Here is a 20,338-nt window from a genome sequence, read left to right on the forward strand (position 1 = left end):
CAAGTATGAACTATGATCATTTTACAGTGATAGGTTGATATTTTTTGCTGGTATATTTGGGTAAATAAGCGTTTCATCTTATCAAGCAAAAACTGTACACTTTATTCTAGCAGTCACACCACCCTTACCTATTCCTCAAATTCAGGATTTAATGCGCTATCGGGTTAAATTGAATCAATTTTAACTTTACTCTTCCTTACCATCTCCAACATAAGGAAGAGTGGAAAAAGAAATTTTCTAAGAAATTTCGGGCGCTTAAAGGATCAATTGTATTCAGGAAGATTCCAATATCAAATTAAAAACACCGTGTGAGTAAGGAGTCGTCGCATTCCTTACTTACACGGCTCATAATACTCGCAAAAATGCAGTCAAAAAACATCGATTTTTTATAATCGATTTCATTATGTACATCCACTTATTAAAATACGAACAAAAGTAGACAATAACAACATTGCCTCACTCATAGCACTTTATTATTTTATGATTTTTAAATTATCTAAGGGAAAGAAAACGGCTTTTGCAGTTCCCATAATTTTTTCCTTTGATATAAAGCCTATGCTTGGATCTCGACTATCAGTACTATTCCGGCGATTATCTCCTAGGACAAAAAAGTATCCATCTGGCACTACTTCTTCACCTAAATACTCTTCTAATGTAAAGTCTTCAGTAAAAGTACCGCTGTCCTTTAATCTATCTTTATATTCTTCTAAATAAGGTTCTTCATATTTCTCACCATTAATAAAAAGCTCATCATTTTCATAAACAATGCGGTCCCCAGGGATACCAATAATACGTTTAATATAATTAGTATCTTTTTTTGCTTCAAATACAACGACATCAAATCTCTCATAATCCGTTAATTGGGGGCCTATTTTATCGACCACAACTCTATCTCCATTTTCAAATGTAGGCATCATTGAGGCACCATTAACTTCAATCGGTTCAAATAGAAAAAAGTGAATGCCCCATGCGGAAACAAACACAATCCCTATTGTTTTTATCCATTCGAATAGTTCATTTTTTTCTTTCTTTTTCTCCACATAAACACCTCATTCTCTTTTAAACTGCTATTATCGTTACTGCTAACACTTCCTCTATCATACTAGCATTATAAAGTCTCACAGTGCAACGACTGCAAAATTAAAAGAGAATTTGTGTGTGGAAATCTTCTCTCTAAGTCTATTGAATCCATTGTTGCAATCCCTGTACAACAGAAAGGATTGGTAAGTACACCTATTACCCTTATTACATCCATGGTAGGAGAATTCTCTTTCATAGACTCACCGAATCTAATAAATTAAGAAAAAGACAGAACCTCTCATTTAAGAGTTTCTGCCTATAAGAGAACTTTTTTTACCTTAATCCATAACTACCCGCTCCGCTATCTCCGGCTCAGCATTTGAATGCCAAATTAGTCGCATCCCCTCGTCACCCTCATCGCTATGAAACTCAAGTTCTGTCGCCGTTTGTTCCTCATAGTAGCGTGTTGATGATAATGGTAACAACTTTAGCACCATTCCATTTCCCATCTTCAAATATAACTTATCCTGCTCTACAAATACATCTACATCAAAAATATCTCCCTGTTCATTTGAAAATCTGTATTTTCCAAGCAATGTCCCAGCCTTCTTCAGATCTAGTGGAATGATTTTCTTATTCTCTAAAGGCTTTGGTACCGTGTAAGCCTCCCCACTTAAAATCTGTTCGATGCTATTCACCAACTGCTGTGTGTAAGCATGATCCCGCTCGCCATTTTGCAGCATAATTAATGTGAGATCACGGTCAATGTAACGTTTAAGTAATGTAGAGTATCCTGGCCAACCTCCACTGTGGTAGACGCTTTTCCCAAGTCGCTCATCATCCTCAAGCAGCCAGCCCATTCCATAATCAAATGTCTCACCATTATTCATTGTAACTGGAGAAAAAATCAACTGGCGCACACTCGAATTAAAGAAATCATCAGCATACAGGCCCCTATCCAGTCGCAATAAATCATCAGCGGTACTATTGACCATCCCATCCCCTTGTAACCCATCTAAATATTTTACATAATTCAGTTCCGGAATTTCATCAGGCAAAACATACCCATGTTCAATCCTATAAACATACCCAAAAGCGTAATCATCTGGAACATTCCTTGGATCGACTCGGCGATTATAGACCTGCGTTCGCTTCATCCCGAGAGGTTGAAAGATTTGTTCGTCCAAAAAGTCGCCGTAACTCTGACCACTAATCCGCTCGATGAGGATGGCTAACAAAATATAACCCGTGTTGCTGTACAGCCAACTCTCATTAGGAGCAAACAACGGCTCAGGCTGATGCTCAATCAGCATACGCAGCACATCCTCATTGTAAGCATAACGCATAGGATCCCACTTGTTTGCAAATAACTCCATATAATCAGGTAAACCCGATGTATGACTGAGTAAATGTCGTACTGTAATTCCTGGATACGGCAGTTCAGGAATCCAGTTAGCAATGGGATCATCCCAATTCAACTTCCCTTGTTGTTGCAAACGGACAATACCTAAAGCCGTAATTGGTTTGGATACAGAAGCCAGTTCGAACATGGAACCCCTCGTCAAATGGCGCCCGTTCCCATCATTGTATTCCGCTCTCCCTATCGCTTCACATAACACTGTTTTCCCTTCAACAGCTACAAGTACCACACCATTGAAAAATCCTTGATTTTTAATCTCTGTAAATAATGATGTGAATTGCGGCTCCAACTCTTCTTTTCTCATTATTTTCCACCTCGATTTATCGTCACTTTCATAACCGTTTACTTCTCGGAAGAATTGAACAGTTATAATAGCTCTCCGATTTGCTGTATCAATTCTCCATTATTTCTTGAAATGCCTCCTTTGATTCCCATTGTAGTACCTAACGTAACTGTAGCTGCAAGTGATAAAATCAAATTCACCAAAACGATTTGCTTCGTTAATCTTTTCTCTGCCATAAATAAAGTAGTTTTTTCAAATCAATCAATAGTACTTATTTTTCTTCCAGTAACCCAACCAAAATAAAGATTTATACCTTGAATTTGTACTTGGCCCACTATGCTATCTTTCGTAGGAGATAGATGAAATAGTTTAACAAACTCTGCATAGTCTGAATACCATTTTCCAGTTTCACTAAATGAATGAACAAGCATTAGTGTATGCTTGGCAGTCATATTAGCGGCCTCCATCATCGCAGATGCTGCTCTATGTAATAATTGGTACCTTATTTTAAGCACTTGTTTTTCTTGCAAACCTAATATTTCGAGTATTGAATCTAGTCTATTTCTCTTCCCTTTACTAGGATGATTCCCCAGCCAAGTTTCCACAGTTACTCCAAAAGGCTCTGAAACCTTTCCTTCGACCATAATCGTTAATAGTTCAGCATTTGACTTGGCAAGAATAAAAAGATCGTTTTGAGAGCTTGCCCTCCCACCAGGTAAAGGCACTTTGTACTCTGGAAATCCAAACAATACTTCTACATTTTTGAATATTGGTAACTCACTTTGTTTGAATACTCTTTCAACACAAGCTGGTAGTTTCGTGGCTCCTTCCCAGCAATAAGCCAATTCGTAAGCCGAATATCCACTTTTCCACTGCTTATCAGGATTAGCAAGGCATTTTCTCCATGACTCTGGACCATCAGTTCGCACAAAGTAATCTCCCATTAACCTGCCTCCTATATATTTTTTCATTGATTAATAGTTTTATAATTTAAGTAATGCTCCACCGTTTTCAAATATGTTTTCCAATCCTTATAATGTTCTTGAATCTTCCTAACCAAGATATCATCAATCAGATCCTCTTCGTTATATATGCCGTGTCGACGCATGCTTTCTAGCCTATTGAAGTACTGTTGTACAGAAATAGATTTTAACTGCCTCTCTCCTTTTTTAAGAATATGTTTTTGCATTAAATAATCTTGAAAGTCCATTTCTTTCTCCTCACTTTCTGCATGAATTTTATGACGGTAAATATTATTTTGATTTTTCAAGAATAGCTCTCTCACCCATTCCTCTCCCTTTTTGGACAGATGTGTTACAAACTCCTGACCAATACCTGTCTTCACTGTACAAAATTTTTCCTGTTCAATTTGCCAGGTCTTTTGGTGGACCTGTGTAAGATTCTTATAAAAAAAGATTGGCAATTTCCAAGTAGCTTTATTAGATTCCTTACTGCATGAGAGTAATAAATCATCATTTAAGGTAATAAAATAACCGCAGCCTGGAATATTTAAGTCTTCAAATAACCATTGATCGGGTAAAAAAATATAATTCTTCTGGTTTCTTTTAAAAGCGGCTTCTGTGATGTGAGGATGATGTTCGAGGTTGTATGGTTCGATGATTTCTTTACATTCCATATAAGTCTCTATTCTTTTCTTTATCTTTAACCACCCGTAAATATAATGGCCAGATACTTTTTTATTGGATGTTGACTGAAACCCACCAAAGAATAGAAAAATGGATCCATCTTTTACATTGTGATTCTCCAGATGAGGCGCAGCATTAAATTGTCCAAACCCCTTACCAATTATAAAATTCTTATTTTCCACTAACCAAGGAGGCTTTCCTAACATCGGATCGAAATGAGTAAATAAATTAGGATCATCAATAGAAGCATACTCGTTTTTTCGTAACTTTACCTGGTCTTTCCCCTTGAAGCTTTTATATACTTCGCTTAAATTAGAACCTTTTAGGTTACAAAGATATTCATTTTTTACAAGTATATCTGTATATCGAATCTGATTTGAGTAACTATTTACTTTCTCTGGTATTGGAAACCATATATAATGCCCTGAGTCATGGTCATATGGGGACAAACATCCTCCACTCCCAGAGTCAAACCCTTTTCTGCTAAGAACTAATTTCATAAAATCGCCCTCTTTAATTTTATTTAAAAAAATTTTATAAACACTGTCCATTTATAATACAGGGCTTTATAAAAAAAAATTACCATTCCGATTCCATAAAGCTCCTTTACAACTCTTTCTTTGCATTGATCCATTTTTAAATATCAAAAGCCAAAAACTTAATTCAAGGTACTGCTTAAGAAATAGTCAAAAACCATTGTTTTTCGTCTTTCTAGCCTCAGTATTTAAATAAACAATCTAACATCATCAATGAATAGTTTTTGTTTCTCTTAAAATATTGAAATCCTGATCTATTAAAATGACATTATCAACCAGATACTTAGGATCGGTTGTATTTGCATTAAAAAAACCAAGTACTGCACTATAAAATTTTTCTGCCTCTTGCTCATATTCTTTTCCTTTAGATTGAATAATAAAAGCTTTGCCATATTCATTTATAACAGCATCTGTACCGGAAACAGAATCAAACCAAGTTGTTTTATGATATCGATAGAAGTTTTCACTCATGTACATATCAAGTGCTTTTTTAATCGCCTCTTCTTGTTGCACATGTTGGTTATCACTATTTAACTTTTCATAGTTTTTATTTTCTAAAGTATCTGAAGTAGTTGAAGATATCTTTGATGGATTATTAGCATTTACACCTATTATTACTCCAGCGACAATTACAATAAGAAGCATCCATATATTAATTTCGCGTTTCATTTTATCCTCCTATTCAATTTTGAAGAACATATTAGTTATTATTTTTCTTTTTTCAATATGTATTTATCAATCTATTCTATCAATAGTTTCTCTTTTACCATTATTAGTTAAAGGTTCCCTCCATTTTCAAACACTATATATAAATATTCAACAACTGTAAAAAAAAACCTGTTTTTAATGTAAAAAGACTCATTTCAAAATCGAATGAGTCTTAACTAAAATTCATTATTAAAAATTTTGCAAAAAAAGATACATAGTCTAATCGGTTGATTCTTTTTATCTGATTAGACTAACCTATTTTATTAAAATTGTTATTACCATTTAATTAACACTAAATCAAGTGTATTTCCAAAAAAGCCCTACAATCTCAAAGAATGTCAAAGACGATTGGTCAACGAGTTGGGCGAAAGATAAATTTACTAATAGGTGAGTCCCACAATTCCATCATACATCAGCAGATTAGGGGAACTGATACTTATGATTATTTATCTTCCCTTAATATATACTCGTTTCCATCTTGATCATAAAAAACGAACATACTTCCATACGGTATTTTTAATAATTCCTCCACCTTTACACCCTTTTGCTTCATATCCTCGTAAGCCGCTTCAATATCAGTAGTACTAAAGAGAACAGATGGATGAGCAACTTTAGATGGCTGTTGATTCTCCATTAATGATTTAGAATAAAGAATTAACGTGGTAAACTCATCCTCATTAGGGCCTACTTCAATCCAAGTCGCATTAGATCCCATTGGTTGTTCTAGCTTTAATACAAAGCCAAGTTTTTCTAACCAGAACGCTTTTGCTTGTTCTTGGTCTTCTACATAGATAGTAATTTTCCCAATTTTATTAATCATTTAAGTTCCCCCACTTACTTAAAATCTGAATCTTATATCTTTTTTTCCAGGTATTGCATGATTACACCACTTATCGTCTCACTGGCAGTATTGTTTTATACTGCTGAACTCAAAAAACCCCAGCCTTTAGGCTAACAAGCTGTATCTTCACCGGCACGCCACATATCAACGGTTTTGTGAATAAATTGTTCCAATCCCGTATCTTCCATCTTTATTGATTTTTTAATGCGAATACAGCCTTTCCCATAACTATAGCCCGCTAGTAGGGTTTCTGCATTTTCGATTTTTTCTATTGTACCCACATAGAGACTGACATAATGTTTTTGCGCATTTAAAGCAAAAATATAGTTGTCGTCTTTACCATAATTCAACATTTTATAGCGGATAACTTCTTCTAGTTCAGGTGCGTATGTAAATATCATTTGTCGAATTGCGAGCAGTTTCTCTTTTCTCCAATCGTCTTCAAGCATTTCCAAATATTCTTCAGCATTCTTTGCATCATATTGCATGTTGAAGTTTCACTCCTACATTTTCAGTTTTACCGTAAACAAATTCAGTTTTTTTAATAATCTTTAGGAGACTTTAAATTCTTTGGAACACGAGAGTCGTACATTTACTAATAAGGTTGTGCTGTACCATTAACTCTTCTTCATTTAGCAATGGTCATTAATCTACATCAAATGAATGATATTAACATCTTTACGATATTTTTTAATGTATTCAGCAAGCACTCTCCGATGGCAATGATGAGGCTTATGCTCACTGCAAAGTAAACATACTGTCTTGTTGCCTATTATCTCATCTATTTTTTCTTTTATATTGCGTTCAATTAGCAATTCTAAATATCTTTTTTCAAACGTATCTGAAGAAATCTCCTTTTTTCTAAACGCCTTTACTAGATCATCCGTTGGTGCAAGAAGAAGTTCATGAACATACTCAATCTTTCTTAATTCCATAATATATTGTAAATCATCTTTTTTTGAATAACCCGATAACTGTGAAGTATTATTTAGTCTGATATCTATTAACTTAGCTACATGATTACGTTCTAATAACTCTACGAAAGTCCGTAAATTTTTTTGTGAAAAACCAATTGTACATAAATCCATTGTCATCGTAACTCTCCGAAAATTTTGTTAAGTACCTATCGTCCTGAATAAGCTGACACTCTTATTACAAATAATGCTTGACTTAATTGGCATACAGCTAAGGGCAGTATTGGACATTGTCAAATCATTATAAAAGGTGGGTAAACCAGCGGTATTACGACCATGCGAAAGCTTTCAAACTTGTATATTATCGCTATACTATTCGCTTTGTCTTTTTTTCGTATATCACAACGGTCAAAATTGAAACAAGGACAATCGCAGCGTTTGCAGCAATAGTTCCCGGCCATGTCATCGTCATGGTGCCAAAAATAGGGGATGCTGCATTGAACATGGTATGGAATAATACGGACATAAAGACAAAGCCTTTTCCTGAAATTTTGTAGATTGCTCCGTGGAAAAACCGAAAAGCCATGAGTTGAACTACAAACATCCAAAAGTTAATGAGCCCTTCACCGTGATTCGTCCCCGCAATGAAGAAAAGAGGGATATGCCATACAGTCCAAATAATCCCAGTATAAACAGAAGATACAACAAATCCGTATTTTTTGGCGAGTTTAGACTGCAATATGTACATCCAGCCAGCTTCCTCTAAGCCGCCAATAATGAGATTACCAGGCAGCGAAAGAAAAAACGTATAAAATGGAAGCACCATTTCCGTGTGGTCTGAAACTGCAATATGGATCAAGAAGTACAGTGCAAGCCCTGCAAAAACAAAGAAATAGACAAATATATTGTTTTTGACATAGAAAACCGTTTTCAACCATTCCTTAAAACCTGCTATTTGTTTATTTTTCTTCAAAATGACATAAGAAGCAATAGCAGGCGACAAAATATAGATTGCAAAAGGAATATTCATCAAGAATTGCTGGAATGTGTAAACCCAATTGTGAACCGAATATCCAAATGGTCCAAGAGCAATCAAAGCACCTGACACAAGATAGGCGATACAAAAGGTCAGCAGCGTAAATTGTACTGTAATTTTTTTGTCTGTCACAATATCCTCACCTCACATTTTAAAGCATCCTTTTAACGGAACACACCTCATCTACCATCAATGTGACTCAGCTTTTTTATATTAACAAGTTCTGAATTTGCCCTTGAATCCAAAAGATGCCTCTAATGTCGTAAATTTAAGCCATCTAAATTCCGGATCAGCAATCCCCTTACTAAAAAACCGACGATCTGATTCTGACCATAACCTTTCTTTCAATGCTGCATCCTCGACAAATTTGACCTCTCCAATTAAAGTTACACTATCTGTGTCTTTAAAGTAACAGACTGAAGCTTTGGAATTATGTTCAAACTGTGTTGCCCTGCCATGAAGATGTGAACGCTTGGATATCAAAGAATATTTTTTTTTAACCCATAATCGCAAACTTTAGCCATTAAACATGTTTTAAGGTAACCCTGCTCATTAATTTAGAAAGCGGGAGAAAATAACGGCATCTACTAAAATATCTATCATACCCTGATTGATCACGAAGTTCATCAACAGATTAGTATAAAATGGATAAATCGTTAACAATGAGTCCTTTTGATATATCGTGAATGCTCTTGTTAAAGACATTTATGACATTACTTACTTTTCCATATTTTGAAATTATCGTCGAACATCTGTCATCATTACTGACAAGAAAAATCGCTTTATAGTCACTTTGAACAGGTTTGTCAGCCCATTCACCTACTGCATTAAAATGAGCGAATTTTTTTAACTTTACTAATAAGTAGAAGTATTAAAAAGAGCTTGGACTTATCAAGCTCTTACTTGTTACTCCCATTTCCAATTATCCTGTACCATTACTGGAAGCAAAAGAAAAACAAGAAATATCATGTTATGATGGTTCTGTTGCTTACATTAGAAAGCTCCATTTTATAATATTGCTTGTTAAATTAAAGTATACAATGAATATCATATATTCCCTTTTTTAATCATTGAGCAAGCGACCATTATCATTCCACTGGCCATACATTTTATTTTCTCTTGTATTTTCAATAAACTTTTCTAACCTTTTATTAAAAATACTAGGTTCATTTCTATAGCTTTGAATCGTATCAATTCTAATTCTTCTATATAGTTCCGGAAAGTTAATGAAATTCTCGTATAATTGTTCATCTTCTTTCAGAAGCGCTTCAATATCCTTATCTATAGTAAAAGATTCCGGTCTCATATCAGGGAGAATTTTCAGCCCTTCCTCTTTCATTAGACCTAATTTATCTAATCTCCTTACCCTTTCTTTATTTAATTCTGTCCAATTACTTGTTTTCTTTCTTGGGGAAAGCCTTTGAGCTAATTCAGTATCTGATATTTTTTTCTTTATTCCATCAATCCAACCAAAGCATAACGCTTCCTCAACTGCATCTAGATACTGGATGACTCCTGATTGTTCACTCATGCTTACGATTACCCAACAAAATCTTTCAGTATTTGAATTCGCCTCAAGCCAATCTCTCAATTCCTGCCTTGTCTTAGCTTTAATTAAATTCTTAACTTCCATTTTAAACATTTCCTCTCTAATTCAATATGAGCGGTTTTACACTTAGAGAAATGAACGATTGAAACTGGATGACTTATACTCCAACAAGCAGGTAGCCTTGCCATCCCGCAACTGTTCTTCATAACTCTTCCACTCATTAACATGATGTTTTCATCGGCAACTGAAATCTATATATTTACACAACTAAATGTATTCTGACACAAGCAATGTGTTTCCGCATACATGTCACTATTACTTGAATCTCTTCTATTTCTTCAAAAAACGAAACCTGCTTTCGACAAACTCTTCTTAAAAAACTTCTATCTTTAAGCTCAGGCTTAGGAATATATTCATATTCAATTTCATTTAAAGGACTAATATAGCTGGTACTATCTAAATTTTTGGACACCCACAATAACGTTAATTAAATTACCTTTACCAACTGTTTTCCTATATTCTCTCCTTTAAATAAGCCGATGAATGCCTTGGGGGCATTTTCTAATCCTTCTATAACTGTCTCTTTATACGTTAATTTTCCTTCCTTTACCCACGAGATGAGCTGTGCGCTTGCTTCTCTAAATTGGCTGCTATAGTCACTGACAATAAAGCCCTGCATTAACGCACTCTTTGTGACAAGCTGGCCCCCGACTCTTGGACCAATTGGCATCGATTCTGCGTTATACATCGATATTTGACCGCATAACGGAATTCTAGCTTTATAATTAATCCTTCTCATCACGGCGTCGGAAACTTCTCCTCCTACGTTGTCAAAATATATATCGACTCCGTTCGGACAGGCTATTTTTAAATTTTGATAGAATGATTCCTCTTTATAATTGAGAGCAGCATCAAAGCCTAATTCCTCTTTTAGCCACCTACACTTTTCATCTGAACCTGCAATTCCTACAACTTTTAATCCCTTTAGTTTTGCAATCTGACCGACTATAGAGCCTACAGCTCCAGCAGCACCGGAGATCACAATCGTTTCTCCTTCTTGCGGTTTCCCTATATTCATCAAGCCACAATAAGCAGTTAACCCAGGCATACCAGTGATGCCTAGAGCAGTAGTCAATGATACTTCTCCATAGTTTTCAAGTTTACGTATCCCTTTCCCACTTGATAACGAATAATCTGCCCAATCCAGCCTACCTTCAATCATATCTCCAATCAAAAATCGCTCATTTTTTGACTCAATCACCTCGCCGATTACTCCACCTGTCAATGGTTCATTCAATTCAAACGGATCGACGTAAGTCTTTACTCCATTCATCCTTCCTCTCATATATGGATCGACAGATAAATAATGAGTTTTTATTAGGATTTCACCATCTTCAATCGATCTTAGCTCTCTGGTTTCCAATAAAAAATCCTCTTGCAAAGGCATTCCTTTTGGACGTCTTGCTAGTAAGTAAACTCGATTTACTTTACTCATTTGAATCCCTCCTCTATTTAACTATATTCTTTCTTTCACCGCTTTTTCCTTTAATAGAATGAAAGCCGATCAGGAAATCTTGACCGACTTTCACCTCGTATTTACTCAACAGGCGCAACCGCACCATCTTCAATGGCACCGTATTGTGTTGCTAAATTAAAGCCTCCGTTTTCATCAATCTCTTCAACGACATAGACTTTCTTATCTTCTGGCAAGGAATCGATACCATCCTGCATATGCTCGTGAATCAGTTTTGCATCATCTACACTACCGGCTGCCTTCATTGCTTCCACAAAGATAAAAAGAGATAAATAGTGGAATCCAGCTTCTGAACCTGGATCTTTGTTGAATTTTGCTTGATAACTGTCAATAAACGGCTTTGTTCCAGGATAGTCTGAGAATATGAGCGGCATCGTTCCAATAGCACCTTCAAAGGTTTCATACGATCCTGAAATCGCTTTCATTTCATCTAACTTCGCCTGGTCCATTACGATAAAGCCACCTTCAAAGCCAAGCTCCCTAGCTTGAATGGCAAGTTTTGCCGTTGGCTCTGATGCTCCACCAATAAAAAGCACATCCGGATCATCCTTTAAAGCATTGGTTAAGATTGTAAAAAAATCTGTTTCTTTAGAGAAATCGATCGCAGTATTGTAAACGACTTCTCCACCTTTGCTTTCCCAATAAGGCAATAAAGCTTCTGACCAATCTTTGCCGTATTGTGTTGCCGTTGGCAGTGAAGCTATTTTCGGACCAAAACGTTCCATCGCATATTTTGTGAATGGCTCAATATACCCATCATACGTTGGTGGAATTCGTACCGTCAAGCTGTTACCGACTTGAGTAATATCCGGTTCACTGGAATAGGCTGCGACGATAAATTGGTCCTGTTCATTGAACACTTGCATGGCCGCAATACCGCCACTATGTGGATTGTAAATGATTGGTGTTTTATTCTCTTGAACAAGTCGCTTGGCATTTGCTGCCGCTTCATTCGGCATATACTTATCATCTAATGATACGATTTGAATATTATACTTTTTCCCATTTACTTCAAAGCCCTCTTTATTAATTTCTTCTTCCGCTAATTGCAAACCACTTAATGTATTTTCTCCGTAATAAGCAGCAGGGCCACTTAAAGGTCCACTATAGCCAATATAAACAATCTCCGCATCTTCATTTGTTTCTTTCCCTTCGTTTTCAACTGAAGATGTTGGTGCGGTTGTATCGTTACTGCAAGCAGCTAAAAACAACATGATCACCAAAATAAATAATGAAACGATTGTCTTCCCCTTTTTCATAGACCTCTCCTCATTTCATTGTATTATTGGGCTCTTTTCGCAAATATTGTTGCTTTTGAGCCGTAGTATGGATTAAAATGCACCATTTATCTTCCAAGCAATAGTCCAGTAGGCGAAAAATGCCGTGCAAAAATAATGTGTGCTACTGAACCTCATTTACGAAAAAAACGCAATCATAGCGAAAATCGGTATTATTAAGCACCGATATAAGCTTTTCGGATCTCATCATTAGAAAAAAGCTCTTCAGAAGTACCTTCTATCACAATCCTGCCATTTTCAAACACATATCCTTTATCAGCAATGGATAACGCAGCATTTGCATTTTGTTCAGCAAGGAGGATCGTTGTCCCGTCTTTGTTTATATGCTGTATGCTTGTAAACATTTGCTCTACGACCAAAGGTGCCAAACCAATCGATGGCTCATCTAAAAGCATTAATTTCGGCTTAGCCATTAATGCCCTTCCTATCGCAAGCATTTGTTGTTGTCCTCCACTTAATAAACGGGCTGATTCATCACGTTTATCGTAAAGGATTGGAAAAAGCTCATACACTTCCTTTAAACTTTCTTTTAACTGCGTTTTTTTGCTTCGATGTATATATCCGCCCATCATTAAATTTTGCTGTACAGACATTTGCGGAAATAGTTTGCGATCCTCGGCACATTGCACAATCCCTGCTTGCACGATGCGATCTGGTGACTTACCGTTGATAGGTGCCCCTTCAAAATTTACAGTTCCACCAGTAGGTTTTAGCAATCCGCTAATGGTTTTAAATGTTGTCGTTTTACCGGCTCCGTTTGCACCAAGTAAAACCACAATTTCCCCTTCACTGACCTCAATATCAATTTGTCTTACAGCTGAATACTTTCCATAGTTGACCGTTACACTATTTAATTTAAGCACTCGCACCGCTCCCCCCTAAGTAGGCTCGGATGACTTCTTCATTCTTATTGATTTCACTTGGTGTTCCTTCAGCGATCTTTTCGCCATAGTTTAGTACCATAATATGGTCAGCTAAATCCATAATCATGCGCATCTTATGTTCAATCAAACAAACGGTAATACCTTGGTTGACCATTTTTTTGATTAAATAGGCCAATGATTCTGTCTCATCTGGGTTCACTCCAGCAGTTGGCTCGTCAAGGAAAACAATCTCTGGTTCGGTAGCCAATGCTAGGGCAAATGCGACACGCTTCTTTTCCTCTTGGGAAATATTCGCGACAAGCTGATGGCCAATATGTGAAAGCTCAGTGAATTCCAATACCTCCAATGCCTTTTGTTTACATCTTTCCTCTTCCTCCTTTAACCGTTTTGTCCTAAATATGGCATCAAAAAAATTTGATCTCGTCCTTAATCGGTGACCGACCACGACATTATCAAATACTGTTGCCATTTCGAATAAATTCGTCGTTTGGAAAGTCCTCGCCAAACCTAACTCGGCAACTTTGTTCGCTGGTAAATGAGTAATATCCTCACCCTTGTATAAAATTTGTCCGCTGGAGGGGCGATGGACTCCGGTTATAAGGTTAAAGAATGTTGATTTCCCTGCACCATTCGGACCAATGATGGCATTGACCTTCCTCTTTTCAATGTTGAAATCAACATTTTTAACAGCAACCAATCCACCAAATTGCTTGGTCAGTTGTTTCGTTTGTAAGATCACGTTTTACCCCTCCTTCGCTCTTGCATCTTTTAAAACAGCAGATGTTTTTCGTTGATGCTGGTGATATTTTGTCAACACAAAACCGACAATTCCTCGTGGTGAGAAAATAATGAGAAGTGTGAGCAATGGGCCAAAAATAAGCATTCGATAATCCTGTAAAAATTGAAGATTTTGCGATAATAGCACGATTAAAAAGGTTCCAACAATTGGGCCGGATAATGTACCAATTCCTCCTACAATTAAATATGTTAAAAAGTCAAACATAATCGTTGTATAAGAAATTTCTGGTCCGATAAAGCGGATAAAGCTTCCGTATAGAGCACCCGCAACTCCTGCGAAAAAAGTGGAGAGAACAAAAGATAACAACTTATTCTTCGCTGTAGAAATTCCAAGTGATAAAGCGAGTTCCTCACTGTTGCGGATTGCAATGAATGTACGACCTGTTAGAGAATGAACGATTCTATAGACCATGAGAATACAAAGAAGCGTGACCACGAGGACAAAATAATACTGTGACAATGGTGTATCAAATGAGATTGGTCCGATATTGGCAGGCGATGGAATACCGATTAAACCACGTACACCGCCAGTTAACGAGTCCCACTTATCGATGATTAAATAAATAATATAGCCAACACATAGCGTGTAGATGGCGAAAAAGTGTTCTTTCGTTCTGAGAGCAATGATCCCTACAAATGTACCGATAATCATTGTGATAATAGGGGCAACTAGAAAGGCCAGCCAGAAGCTTAGTTCCGCCTTGACGGTCAATAATCCTAAAGAATAGGCTCCAATCGCGAAAAAGCCTGCATGTGCCAATGAAAGATAGCCCGTAAAGCCTGCTAGTAAATTCAACCCATACACAGCAATTGACCAAATACAGGCAAGGGTTAATACATGCAAGTAATATTGGTTTTGCAGGACGAATGGGATAACAAACGCTAAAACAATCAAGGCGATGACTGTATTCTTTTTTGTAAAGATGGACGACATCTACACGCCCCCTTTGGCAAAAATACCATTTGGTTTAATCGTTAAGATCAACACAAGTAACAGAAATGCAATGATGTCCTTGTAATCGTTTGCTAAATACGTCGCACCTAAGCTCTCCGTAAATCCTAGAATGTATCCGCCAAGGATGGCACCTGGTACACTTCCCATGCCACCAATGATAATGATGACGAACGCTTTTAAGATGACGAGATGCCCCATACCTGGGAATACTAGATTAATAGGAGAGGTTAACGATGCACCAATAGCAGCTAGCGCTCCGGCAATGAAAAACGTCAGCATTGCCACTTTGTTCGTATTAATTCCAACCAGATTTGCCCCTTCACGATTTTGCGCCATAGCAATAATCGTTGCACCGATAAATGTTTTCTTTAAGAAAGCATATAGAGCGATCATCACAGCAATAGCGGTGATGACAATGATGATTCTCTGCATCGTCAGCGTCAAACCAAAAAGATTCACAACCTGCCCATACGGTGTTGGCATGGTTCGATAGTCCGCCCCCCATAAAAGTTGGGCCAACGCCTCAAGAAATAATAAGATGCCAATTGCTGCAACCTTATCTTGAATAGGTGGTGAATGCCGTAACGGATAGAAGATAAATCGTTCCATTAGTACACTTAATACCCCAACTACTGCCATTGAGACAAGAATGGCAAGGAGATAATGAACGCCAAAATTGGTCATCATCAGAAGCGTTACATAACCACCAACCATATAGAGTGCACCATGGGCAAAATTCGGGATATGCAATATGCCATAGACAAGTGTTAACCCTAAAGCCACTAAGGCATACACGCTCCCAATCGTTAAGCCATTAAACAATTGTTGAATCAATAATTCCATTATCGCACTCCTTTCTTATTTACAAATTTTCTTGAACGGGCTCCTCTTCTTGAAGCTTTATCCAGATTCTTCCCATTCATCGACATTGGCTCCTTAAACTATACGCTCCTTTTAAGCAGCTACCTCCTAATAAAAGCGTTTTCATTTTCTTCTTTTCAGTTACTTTGAACAAGCACGGCTTGATTTCCCGAGATTAGATTCCTCAAGCGTTGAATGACTTTATCATTAGCTCTCGATGTAAAGTAGCGCTTCTTAAGATGTCCGATTGGATGTATCTGCCTCGACTCCCTTTTACTTTCCGGAAAACTGTGGTCCTCGCTTCTCCTTAAATGCACGAACACCTTCTTTATGGTCATTTGTCGTCACAACCGTAGCTTGAGTAATTCTTTCTAGCTCTAACACATCTTCCAATGTTGCGGTTAACGATTGATTGGCAATTTTCTTTATAAACCCGTAGGCAACTGTTGGACCCTGTGCTAATTCAGTAGCGTAAGCAGTCACCTCTTCTCGGAATCTCTCTTTTGTGAAGATTTGGTTTACAATCCCAAGGTTTTTCGCTTCTTCTGCAGTAATGGGCTTTGCTGTGAACAAGAGCTCCTTGGCACGATGGATACCGATTAAACGAGGAAGAAAGTATAAACCACCACCATCTGAAATTAATCCAACTTTTGCAAAGCTTAATATGAACTTTGTATCTTCTTCTGCAACAATTAAATCCGATGCCAATGCTAAATTGAACCCTGCACCTGCTGCATAGCCATGCACGGCGCAGATAATGGGCTTTTCCAATGCCTGCATTTGAATAATTAATTCATTTAATCTTCCAATATGCGCGTATGTTTGTGTTGGTGAACCAGCACCCATCCCTTTTACATCACCACCTGCGCTAAACGCTCGACCCTCTCCACGTAATACGATGACACGGATTTGCTCGTCATCTTTTGCTAACGAAATTTCAGCTTTTAATGTAGAAATCATCTCCGCACTAAATGCATTTAAACGATCTGGACGGTTTAGTGTTAACGTAAGAACACCATTATTCTTTTCAACCTTCACATGATCGGTAGAAGTGATCGTCATTTTTTCAACTCCTCATTCATTTTATTCAAAACTGTACATTTCCCGTTTGTAAACTTAACAATTTGATGGTAGACGCTCTTTTGGGAGGCAAATTTCAATTCGTCTCCATACCCAGCCGAATGTATTTTTCTTCCTACTCTACTCGTCAACAGTACTTTTTCACCATTGTCTTTATTTCCTTCATAAAAAAGATGTGCTGCTATTGCTGAATCTGTTAATGCCCATTGATTACTGCACTGGAACAAGCATTCGATAAAATACCCTGCTCCATAAAAATCCTCTAAATTAAAAGCCCCATGTGAACCTGAACAAACCAACAACACCGTCTCGCTAGAATTTGTGGAGAAGATATGCTTTGCAATAGCCATACTGTTCAGCATAGAAGCAGCATACATCTCTTTCGCTTCTTGAGCATGACGCATCGCAACGGTTCCATTCGTAGTGGAAAGAATGACCGATTTATCCTTAACATGTCTCTTTAAAGCTTGAGGATAAGGGTCTAAAAACCCATTAATCGTTCTCCCTAAATATTCACCTGCTAAACAATAATTCTGATGAACAAAATTCTTCGCAACCTCATGAGCTTCTTCACTATCTTTAACAGGTATAACTTCCTTCGCTCCATTTTCCAATATCATTGCGATCGTCGTTGTCGCCAATAAAATATCAAAAACAACGACCACTTTATCCTTTAATTTCTCTTCTTGTAATTCTTCTTTTTTCATTAATACATGTAGCTTTCGCATCTCGCACACCTTCTCTTTATTTCAAACTTTTTGTAGAGGATTCGCTTGCATATAAAATAAGATTTGTGACAAATTCATTCATATTGGCAAAGCGAGCGTCCTCTGTTTGCCCTTTTCTCCAACGGTAAAAAATCTGCTGACAAATCACTGCTAGTTTGAAATAAGCAAAGGTTAAGTAAAAATGGAAATCTGTTATATCGCGATTGCTATATTTTGCGTATGCTTGTATGAACTGATCTCGCGAATAAAACCCTTTTACAGTTGTAATCAGAGTGTCACCTAAACCTTTTTTGAGCATATCTGAATCATCAGCTTGAATCCAATAACTCATAGCTACACCTAAATCAGCTAATGGATCGCCTACTGTCGTCATTTCCCAATCAAAGACTCCGACAAGGTTTTGAAACGTTTCATCGAACATGGAGTTATTTAATTTAAAATCATAATGAATGATTGCAGGTGCTGAAGATTTTGGGATCGATGCTATCATCCATTTTTTCAATGCTTCAACTTCAGGGATATCTTCTGTTTTTACCCGTTCATAGCGACCAATCCATCCATGAACTTGTCGTTCCATAAAACCTTCCGGCTTCGTAATGGTTGGAAGCTTTGTTTTTTCATATGGAATCTCATGTAAACGTGCAAGATTTTTTGCCATCAAATCAGAAATCCGTGTGCATAATGCTTCGGATACCTCAATATGCTCAGGAAAATCCTGATCGAGTACAATCCCCTTCTTTCTTTCCATAATGAAAAATGGAGCACCTAATAATGTGTCATTACTAAATAATAACGGCTTTGGTGCCGGAGAGTAGGAGGAGTACAGTTCATTTAATATAAAGTACTCTCTTTGCATATCATGTGCTTTAGGAGCAACGGGGCCAAGTGGCGGCCTTCTTAATACCGCTTCCCAATTCCCCTTTTGTAATAAATAGGTCAAGTTTGAGCGGCCTGCTTGAAACTGCCGTATTTGCAGAGGTTCCTCTGGGAGTCCTTCCATATGTTGACTTAAATAGTGTTCCAGTTTATTTAAGTCAAGCTCCTCTCCTTTTCTAACTTGAATGGTCTCTTGTACCATACCCCACACCCTTTTTATCGGAATATTCTGAACTAATAATGTGTATAAACCCTTGTTCCTCCCATCAGCCGCTACATGGATTGCTGATGGGATCCGTTTGGTTGGCAAAACTCATTTGATTAGCATGAAGCCGCTGTTTCAATTCCTCTGGGATTGGAACTGATTGCTGTGTTTCATAATCGAAACAAACAGAGACACATTCCGCATAAGCAATTGGTACTCGAGCTAATTTGTTCACAAGCTCAAGGCTTAACTTAAAGCTTTTCGTCCCCACATCGATTACTTTTGTCCTAACAATTAATGCTTCACTTGCATATGCTTGGTGTAAATAATCGCATTTAATCGAAGCTAGTATCATATTAAACTTTTGATTTCTTTCTTTAAAAATCTCTTGAAAAAACTTAGTCCTTGCTTCTTCGAAGTAAAGAAAATAACTTGTATTGTTTACATGTCCAACAGCATCTGTTTCACAGAAGCGTACAAACACTTCTATTTCATGCTGATTTCCCAATGACCTCACAACCTTTTCCTCTGTTAACTTCTCTGATCGATCCCTTCGAGTATTAGTTTTAGATAAAGGTCTGATAGCTCCTCTGCCGATATTTCACCATCTGGATTAAACCAATAATAGGACCGGTTTACCATACCTAGAATCGCGAAAGAAAGGATATCCGTTCGAATCGTTTCATTGAATTCTCCTTGTTGCACTCCTTCCTCAAGGATTTGTTGAAAATTCAACCTAAATTCCTTTCGCTTCATCTTGATCTGATTTAAATTATCTTCATTTAAATGGCGCATTTCACGAAAGACGATGCGTGCCATCTTCCCTTCATCTTTAATTTTGCTAACCGTTAAGTGAATGATCGCTAGCAGTTTTTCTTTATAATTTTTCGATTCATCCTGAAGGATTTCTTTTTGCTCCATTAACAGTCTTTCTAAGTAACTTAGATGTATATCACGAAGAAGCTCTTGTTTACTCTTAAAATAATAGTAGAATGTCCCCTTTGTAACTCCTATTAAGTCGACAATATCTTGAATAGAGGTGTCACTGAATCCCTTCTTATCAAACAAATCAATGCTCTCTTTCATTATTTTTTCCTTCATCATATTCCTCCAAAAACTAGTTGTTGTATGAATCTTTATTTTTCAAAGATTCAATTTATTATAGC

22 protein-coding genes are annotated in these 20,338 nt (G+C 37.0%); all 22 read right to left on the reverse strand.

The window, feature by feature from the left end:
- Nucleotides 1–473 precede the first annotated feature (473 nt).
- Nucleotides 474–1,040: a signal peptidase I gene (gene lepB, locus FCJ93_RS20895; protein ID WP_137744622.1), complete on the reverse strand. Its 567-nt coding sequence runs from the start codon at nt 1,038–1,040 to the stop codon at nt 474–476.
- A 318-nt stretch (nt 1,041–1,358) separates the two neighbouring features.
- Entirely contained in the window at nt 1,359–2,744 is a 1,386-nt protein-coding gene (locus FCJ93_RS20900; protein ID WP_137744623.1) for a serine hydrolase domain-containing protein, read from the reverse strand.
- A 236-nt stretch (nt 2,745–2,980) separates the two neighbouring features.
- Nucleotides 2,981–3,667: a DUF6946 family protein gene (locus FCJ93_RS20905; protein ID WP_095309227.1), complete on the reverse strand. Its 687-nt coding sequence runs from the start codon at nt 3,665–3,667 to the stop codon at nt 2,981–2,983.
- A 23-nt stretch (nt 3,668–3,690) separates the two neighbouring features.
- A complete protein-coding gene (locus FCJ93_RS20910) occupies nt 3,691–4,869 on the reverse strand; it encodes an Nmad3 family putative nucleotide modification protein (protein WP_137744624.1) in 1,179 nt (392 codons plus the stop codon).
- Nucleotides 4,870–5,115: 246 nt separating this feature from the next.
- Nucleotides 5,116–5,574 carry a hypothetical protein gene (locus tag FCJ93_RS20915; RefSeq protein ID WP_137744625.1) on the reverse strand — a complete coding sequence of 153 codons (459 nt, stop codon included), beginning with the start codon at nt 5,572–5,574 and terminating at the stop codon, nt 5,116–5,118.
- Between the two features lie 481 nt (nt 5,575–6,055).
- Nucleotides 6,056–6,433: a VOC family protein gene (locus FCJ93_RS20920; protein ID WP_137744626.1), complete on the reverse strand. Its 378-nt coding sequence runs from the start codon at nt 6,431–6,433 to the stop codon at nt 6,056–6,058.
- Nucleotides 6,434–6,564: 131 nt separating this feature from the next.
- The gene (locus tag FCJ93_RS20925; protein WP_095309219.1) at nt 6,565–6,942 is read right to left on the reverse strand and encodes an iron chaperone; all 378 of its coding nucleotides are present in this window, start codon (nt 6,940–6,942) and stop codon (nt 6,565–6,567) included.
- A gap of 162 nt (nt 6,943–7,104) precedes the next feature.
- Nucleotides 7,105–7,548: a DUF488 domain-containing protein gene (locus FCJ93_RS20930; protein WP_225310678.1), complete on the reverse strand. Its 444-nt coding sequence runs from the start codon at nt 7,546–7,548 to the stop codon at nt 7,105–7,107.
- Nucleotides 7,549–7,735: 187 nt separating this feature from the next.
- Nucleotides 7,736–8,536, reverse strand: a complete 801-nt coding sequence (locus FCJ93_RS20935; RefSeq protein WP_095309217.1) for a CPBP family intramembrane glutamic endopeptidase — start codon at nt 8,534–8,536, stop codon at nt 7,736–7,738.
- Nucleotides 8,537–8,617: 81 nt separating this feature from the next.
- Complete coding sequence (locus FCJ93_RS25985) at nt 8,618–8,917, reverse strand: pyridoxamine 5'-phosphate oxidase family protein (RefSeq protein WP_137744627.1); 300 nt, start codon at nt 8,915–8,917, stop codon at nt 8,618–8,620.
- Between the two features lie 550 nt (nt 8,918–9,467).
- Nucleotides 9,468–10,037 (reverse strand): YdeI/OmpD-associated family protein, encoded by a 570-nt coding sequence (locus FCJ93_RS20945; protein ID WP_137744628.1) that lies wholly within the window; start codon nt 10,035–10,037, stop codon nt 9,468–9,470.
- A 403-nt stretch (nt 10,038–10,440) separates the two neighbouring features.
- Entirely contained in the window at nt 10,441–11,448 is a 1,008-nt protein-coding gene (locus FCJ93_RS20950) for an NADP-dependent oxidoreductase (protein ID WP_137744629.1), read from the reverse strand.
- Nucleotides 11,449–11,549: 101 nt separating this feature from the next.
- The gene (locus FCJ93_RS20955) at nt 11,550–12,746 is read right to left on the reverse strand and encodes an ABC transporter substrate-binding protein (protein WP_137744630.1); all 1,197 of its coding nucleotides are present in this window, start codon (nt 12,744–12,746) and stop codon (nt 11,550–11,552) included.
- A gap of 194 nt (nt 12,747–12,940) precedes the next feature.
- Complete coding sequence (locus FCJ93_RS20960) at nt 12,941–13,648, reverse strand: ABC transporter ATP-binding protein (protein ID WP_137744654.1); 708 nt, start codon at nt 13,646–13,648, stop codon at nt 12,941–12,943.
- Nucleotides 13,641–14,408 (reverse strand): ABC transporter ATP-binding protein, encoded by a 768-nt coding sequence (locus FCJ93_RS20965; RefSeq protein WP_137744631.1) that lies wholly within the window; start codon nt 14,406–14,408, stop codon nt 13,641–13,643. Before FCJ93_RS20965 ends, FCJ93_RS20960 begins: the two co-directional genes overlap by 8 nt.
- Before the next feature lie 3 nt (nt 14,409–14,411).
- Entirely contained in the window at nt 14,412–15,401 is a 990-nt protein-coding gene (locus FCJ93_RS20970) for a branched-chain amino acid ABC transporter permease (RefSeq protein ID WP_137744632.1), read from the reverse strand.
- Entirely contained in the window at nt 15,402–16,265 is an 864-nt protein-coding gene (locus FCJ93_RS20975) for a branched-chain amino acid ABC transporter permease (RefSeq protein ID WP_095309200.1), read from the reverse strand.
- A 291-nt stretch (nt 16,266–16,556) separates the two neighbouring features.
- On the reverse strand, nt 16,557–17,345 hold the full coding sequence (locus FCJ93_RS20980; protein ID WP_095309198.1) for an enoyl-CoA hydratase/isomerase family protein: 789 nt from the start codon (nt 17,343–17,345) through the stop codon (nt 16,557–16,559).
- A complete protein-coding gene (locus FCJ93_RS20985) occupies nt 17,342–18,091 on the reverse strand; it encodes a 2-phosphosulfolactate phosphatase (RefSeq protein ID WP_095309196.1) in 750 nt (249 codons plus the stop codon). The genes FCJ93_RS20980 and FCJ93_RS20985 overlap by 4 nt, the downstream gene beginning before the upstream one ends.
- Nucleotides 18,092–18,107: 16 nt before the next feature.
- Nucleotides 18,108–19,169 carry a phosphotransferase family protein gene (locus tag FCJ93_RS20990; RefSeq protein WP_137744633.1) on the reverse strand — a complete coding sequence of 354 codons (1,062 nt, stop codon included), beginning with the start codon at nt 19,167–19,169 and terminating at the stop codon, nt 18,108–18,110.
- A 64-nt stretch (nt 19,170–19,233) separates the two neighbouring features.
- Nucleotides 19,234–19,680 carry an acyl-CoA thioesterase gene (locus tag FCJ93_RS20995; protein ID WP_137744634.1) on the reverse strand — a complete coding sequence of 149 codons (447 nt, stop codon included), beginning with the start codon at nt 19,678–19,680 and terminating at the stop codon, nt 19,234–19,236.
- A gap of 23 nt (nt 19,681–19,703) precedes the next feature.
- Complete coding sequence (locus FCJ93_RS21000) at nt 19,704–20,273, reverse strand: TetR/AcrR family transcriptional regulator (RefSeq protein WP_095309192.1); 570 nt, start codon at nt 20,271–20,273, stop codon at nt 19,704–19,706.
- Nucleotides 20,274–20,338: the final 65 nt, after the last annotated feature.

This window comes from Robertmurraya siralis, assembly GCF_005502275.1.
GTDB classification, from domain to species: domain Bacteria; phylum Bacillota; class Bacilli; order Bacillales; family Cytobacillaceae; genus Robertmurraya; species Robertmurraya siralis.

Excerpts from the sequence above, each read along its gene's own strand:
- FCJ93_RS20900 (WP_137744623.1), bottom strand. The coding sequence starts at position 2,744 with ATGAGAAAAGAAGAGTTGGAGCCGCAATTCACATCATTATTTACAGAG.
- FCJ93_RS20905 (WP_095309227.1), bottom strand. The coding sequence starts at position 3,667 with ATGGGAGATTACTTTGTGCGAACTGATGGTCCAGAGTCATGGAGAAAA.
- FCJ93_RS20910 (WP_137744624.1), bottom strand. The coding sequence starts at position 4,869 with ATGAAATTAGTTCTTAGCAGAAAAGGGTTTGACTCTGGGAGTGGAGGA.
- FCJ93_RS20915 (WP_137744625.1), bottom strand. The coding sequence starts at position 5,574 with ATGAAACGCGAAATTAATATATGGATGCTTCTTATTGTAATTGTCGCT.
- FCJ93_RS20920 (WP_137744626.1), bottom strand. The coding sequence starts at position 6,433 with ATGATTAATAAAATTGGGAAAATTACTATCTATGTAGAAGACCAAGAA.
- FCJ93_RS20925 (WP_095309219.1), bottom strand. The coding sequence starts at position 6,942 with ATGCAATATGATGCAAAGAATGCTGAAGAATATTTGGAAATGCTTGAA.
- FCJ93_RS20930 (WP_225310678.1), bottom strand. The coding sequence starts at position 7,548 with ATGACAATGGATTTATGTACAATTGGTTTTTCACAAAAAAATTTACGG.
- FCJ93_RS20945 (WP_137744628.1), bottom strand. The coding sequence starts at position 10,037 with ATGGAAGTTAAGAATTTAATTAAAGCTAAGACAAGGCAGGAATTGAGA.
- FCJ93_RS20950 (WP_137744629.1), bottom strand. The coding sequence starts at position 11,448 with ATGAGTAAAGTAAATCGAGTTTACTTACTAGCAAGACGTCCAAAAGGA.
- FCJ93_RS20955 (WP_137744630.1), bottom strand. The coding sequence starts at position 12,746 with ATGAAAAAGGGGAAGACAATCGTTTCATTATTTATTTTGGTGATCATG.
- FCJ93_RS20970 (WP_137744632.1), bottom strand. The coding sequence starts at position 15,401 with ATGTCGTCCATCTTTACAAAAAAGAATACAGTCATCGCCTTGATTGTT.
- FCJ93_RS20975 (WP_095309200.1), bottom strand. The coding sequence starts at position 16,265 with ATGGAATTATTGATTCAACAATTGTTTAATGGCTTAACGATTGGGAGC.
- FCJ93_RS20980 (WP_095309198.1), bottom strand. The coding sequence starts at position 17,345 with ATGACGATCACTTCTACCGATCATGTGAAGGTTGAAAAGAATAATGGT.
- FCJ93_RS20985 (WP_095309196.1), bottom strand. The coding sequence starts at position 18,091 with ATGCGAAAGCTACATGTATTAATGAAAAAAGAAGAATTACAAGAAGAG.
- FCJ93_RS20990 (WP_137744633.1), bottom strand. The coding sequence starts at position 19,169 with ATGGTACAAGAGACCATTCAAGTTAGAAAAGGAGAGGAGCTTGACTTA.
- FCJ93_RS21000 (WP_095309192.1), bottom strand. The coding sequence starts at position 20,273 with ATGAAGGAAAAAATAATGAAAGAGAGCATTGATTTGTTTGATAAGAAG.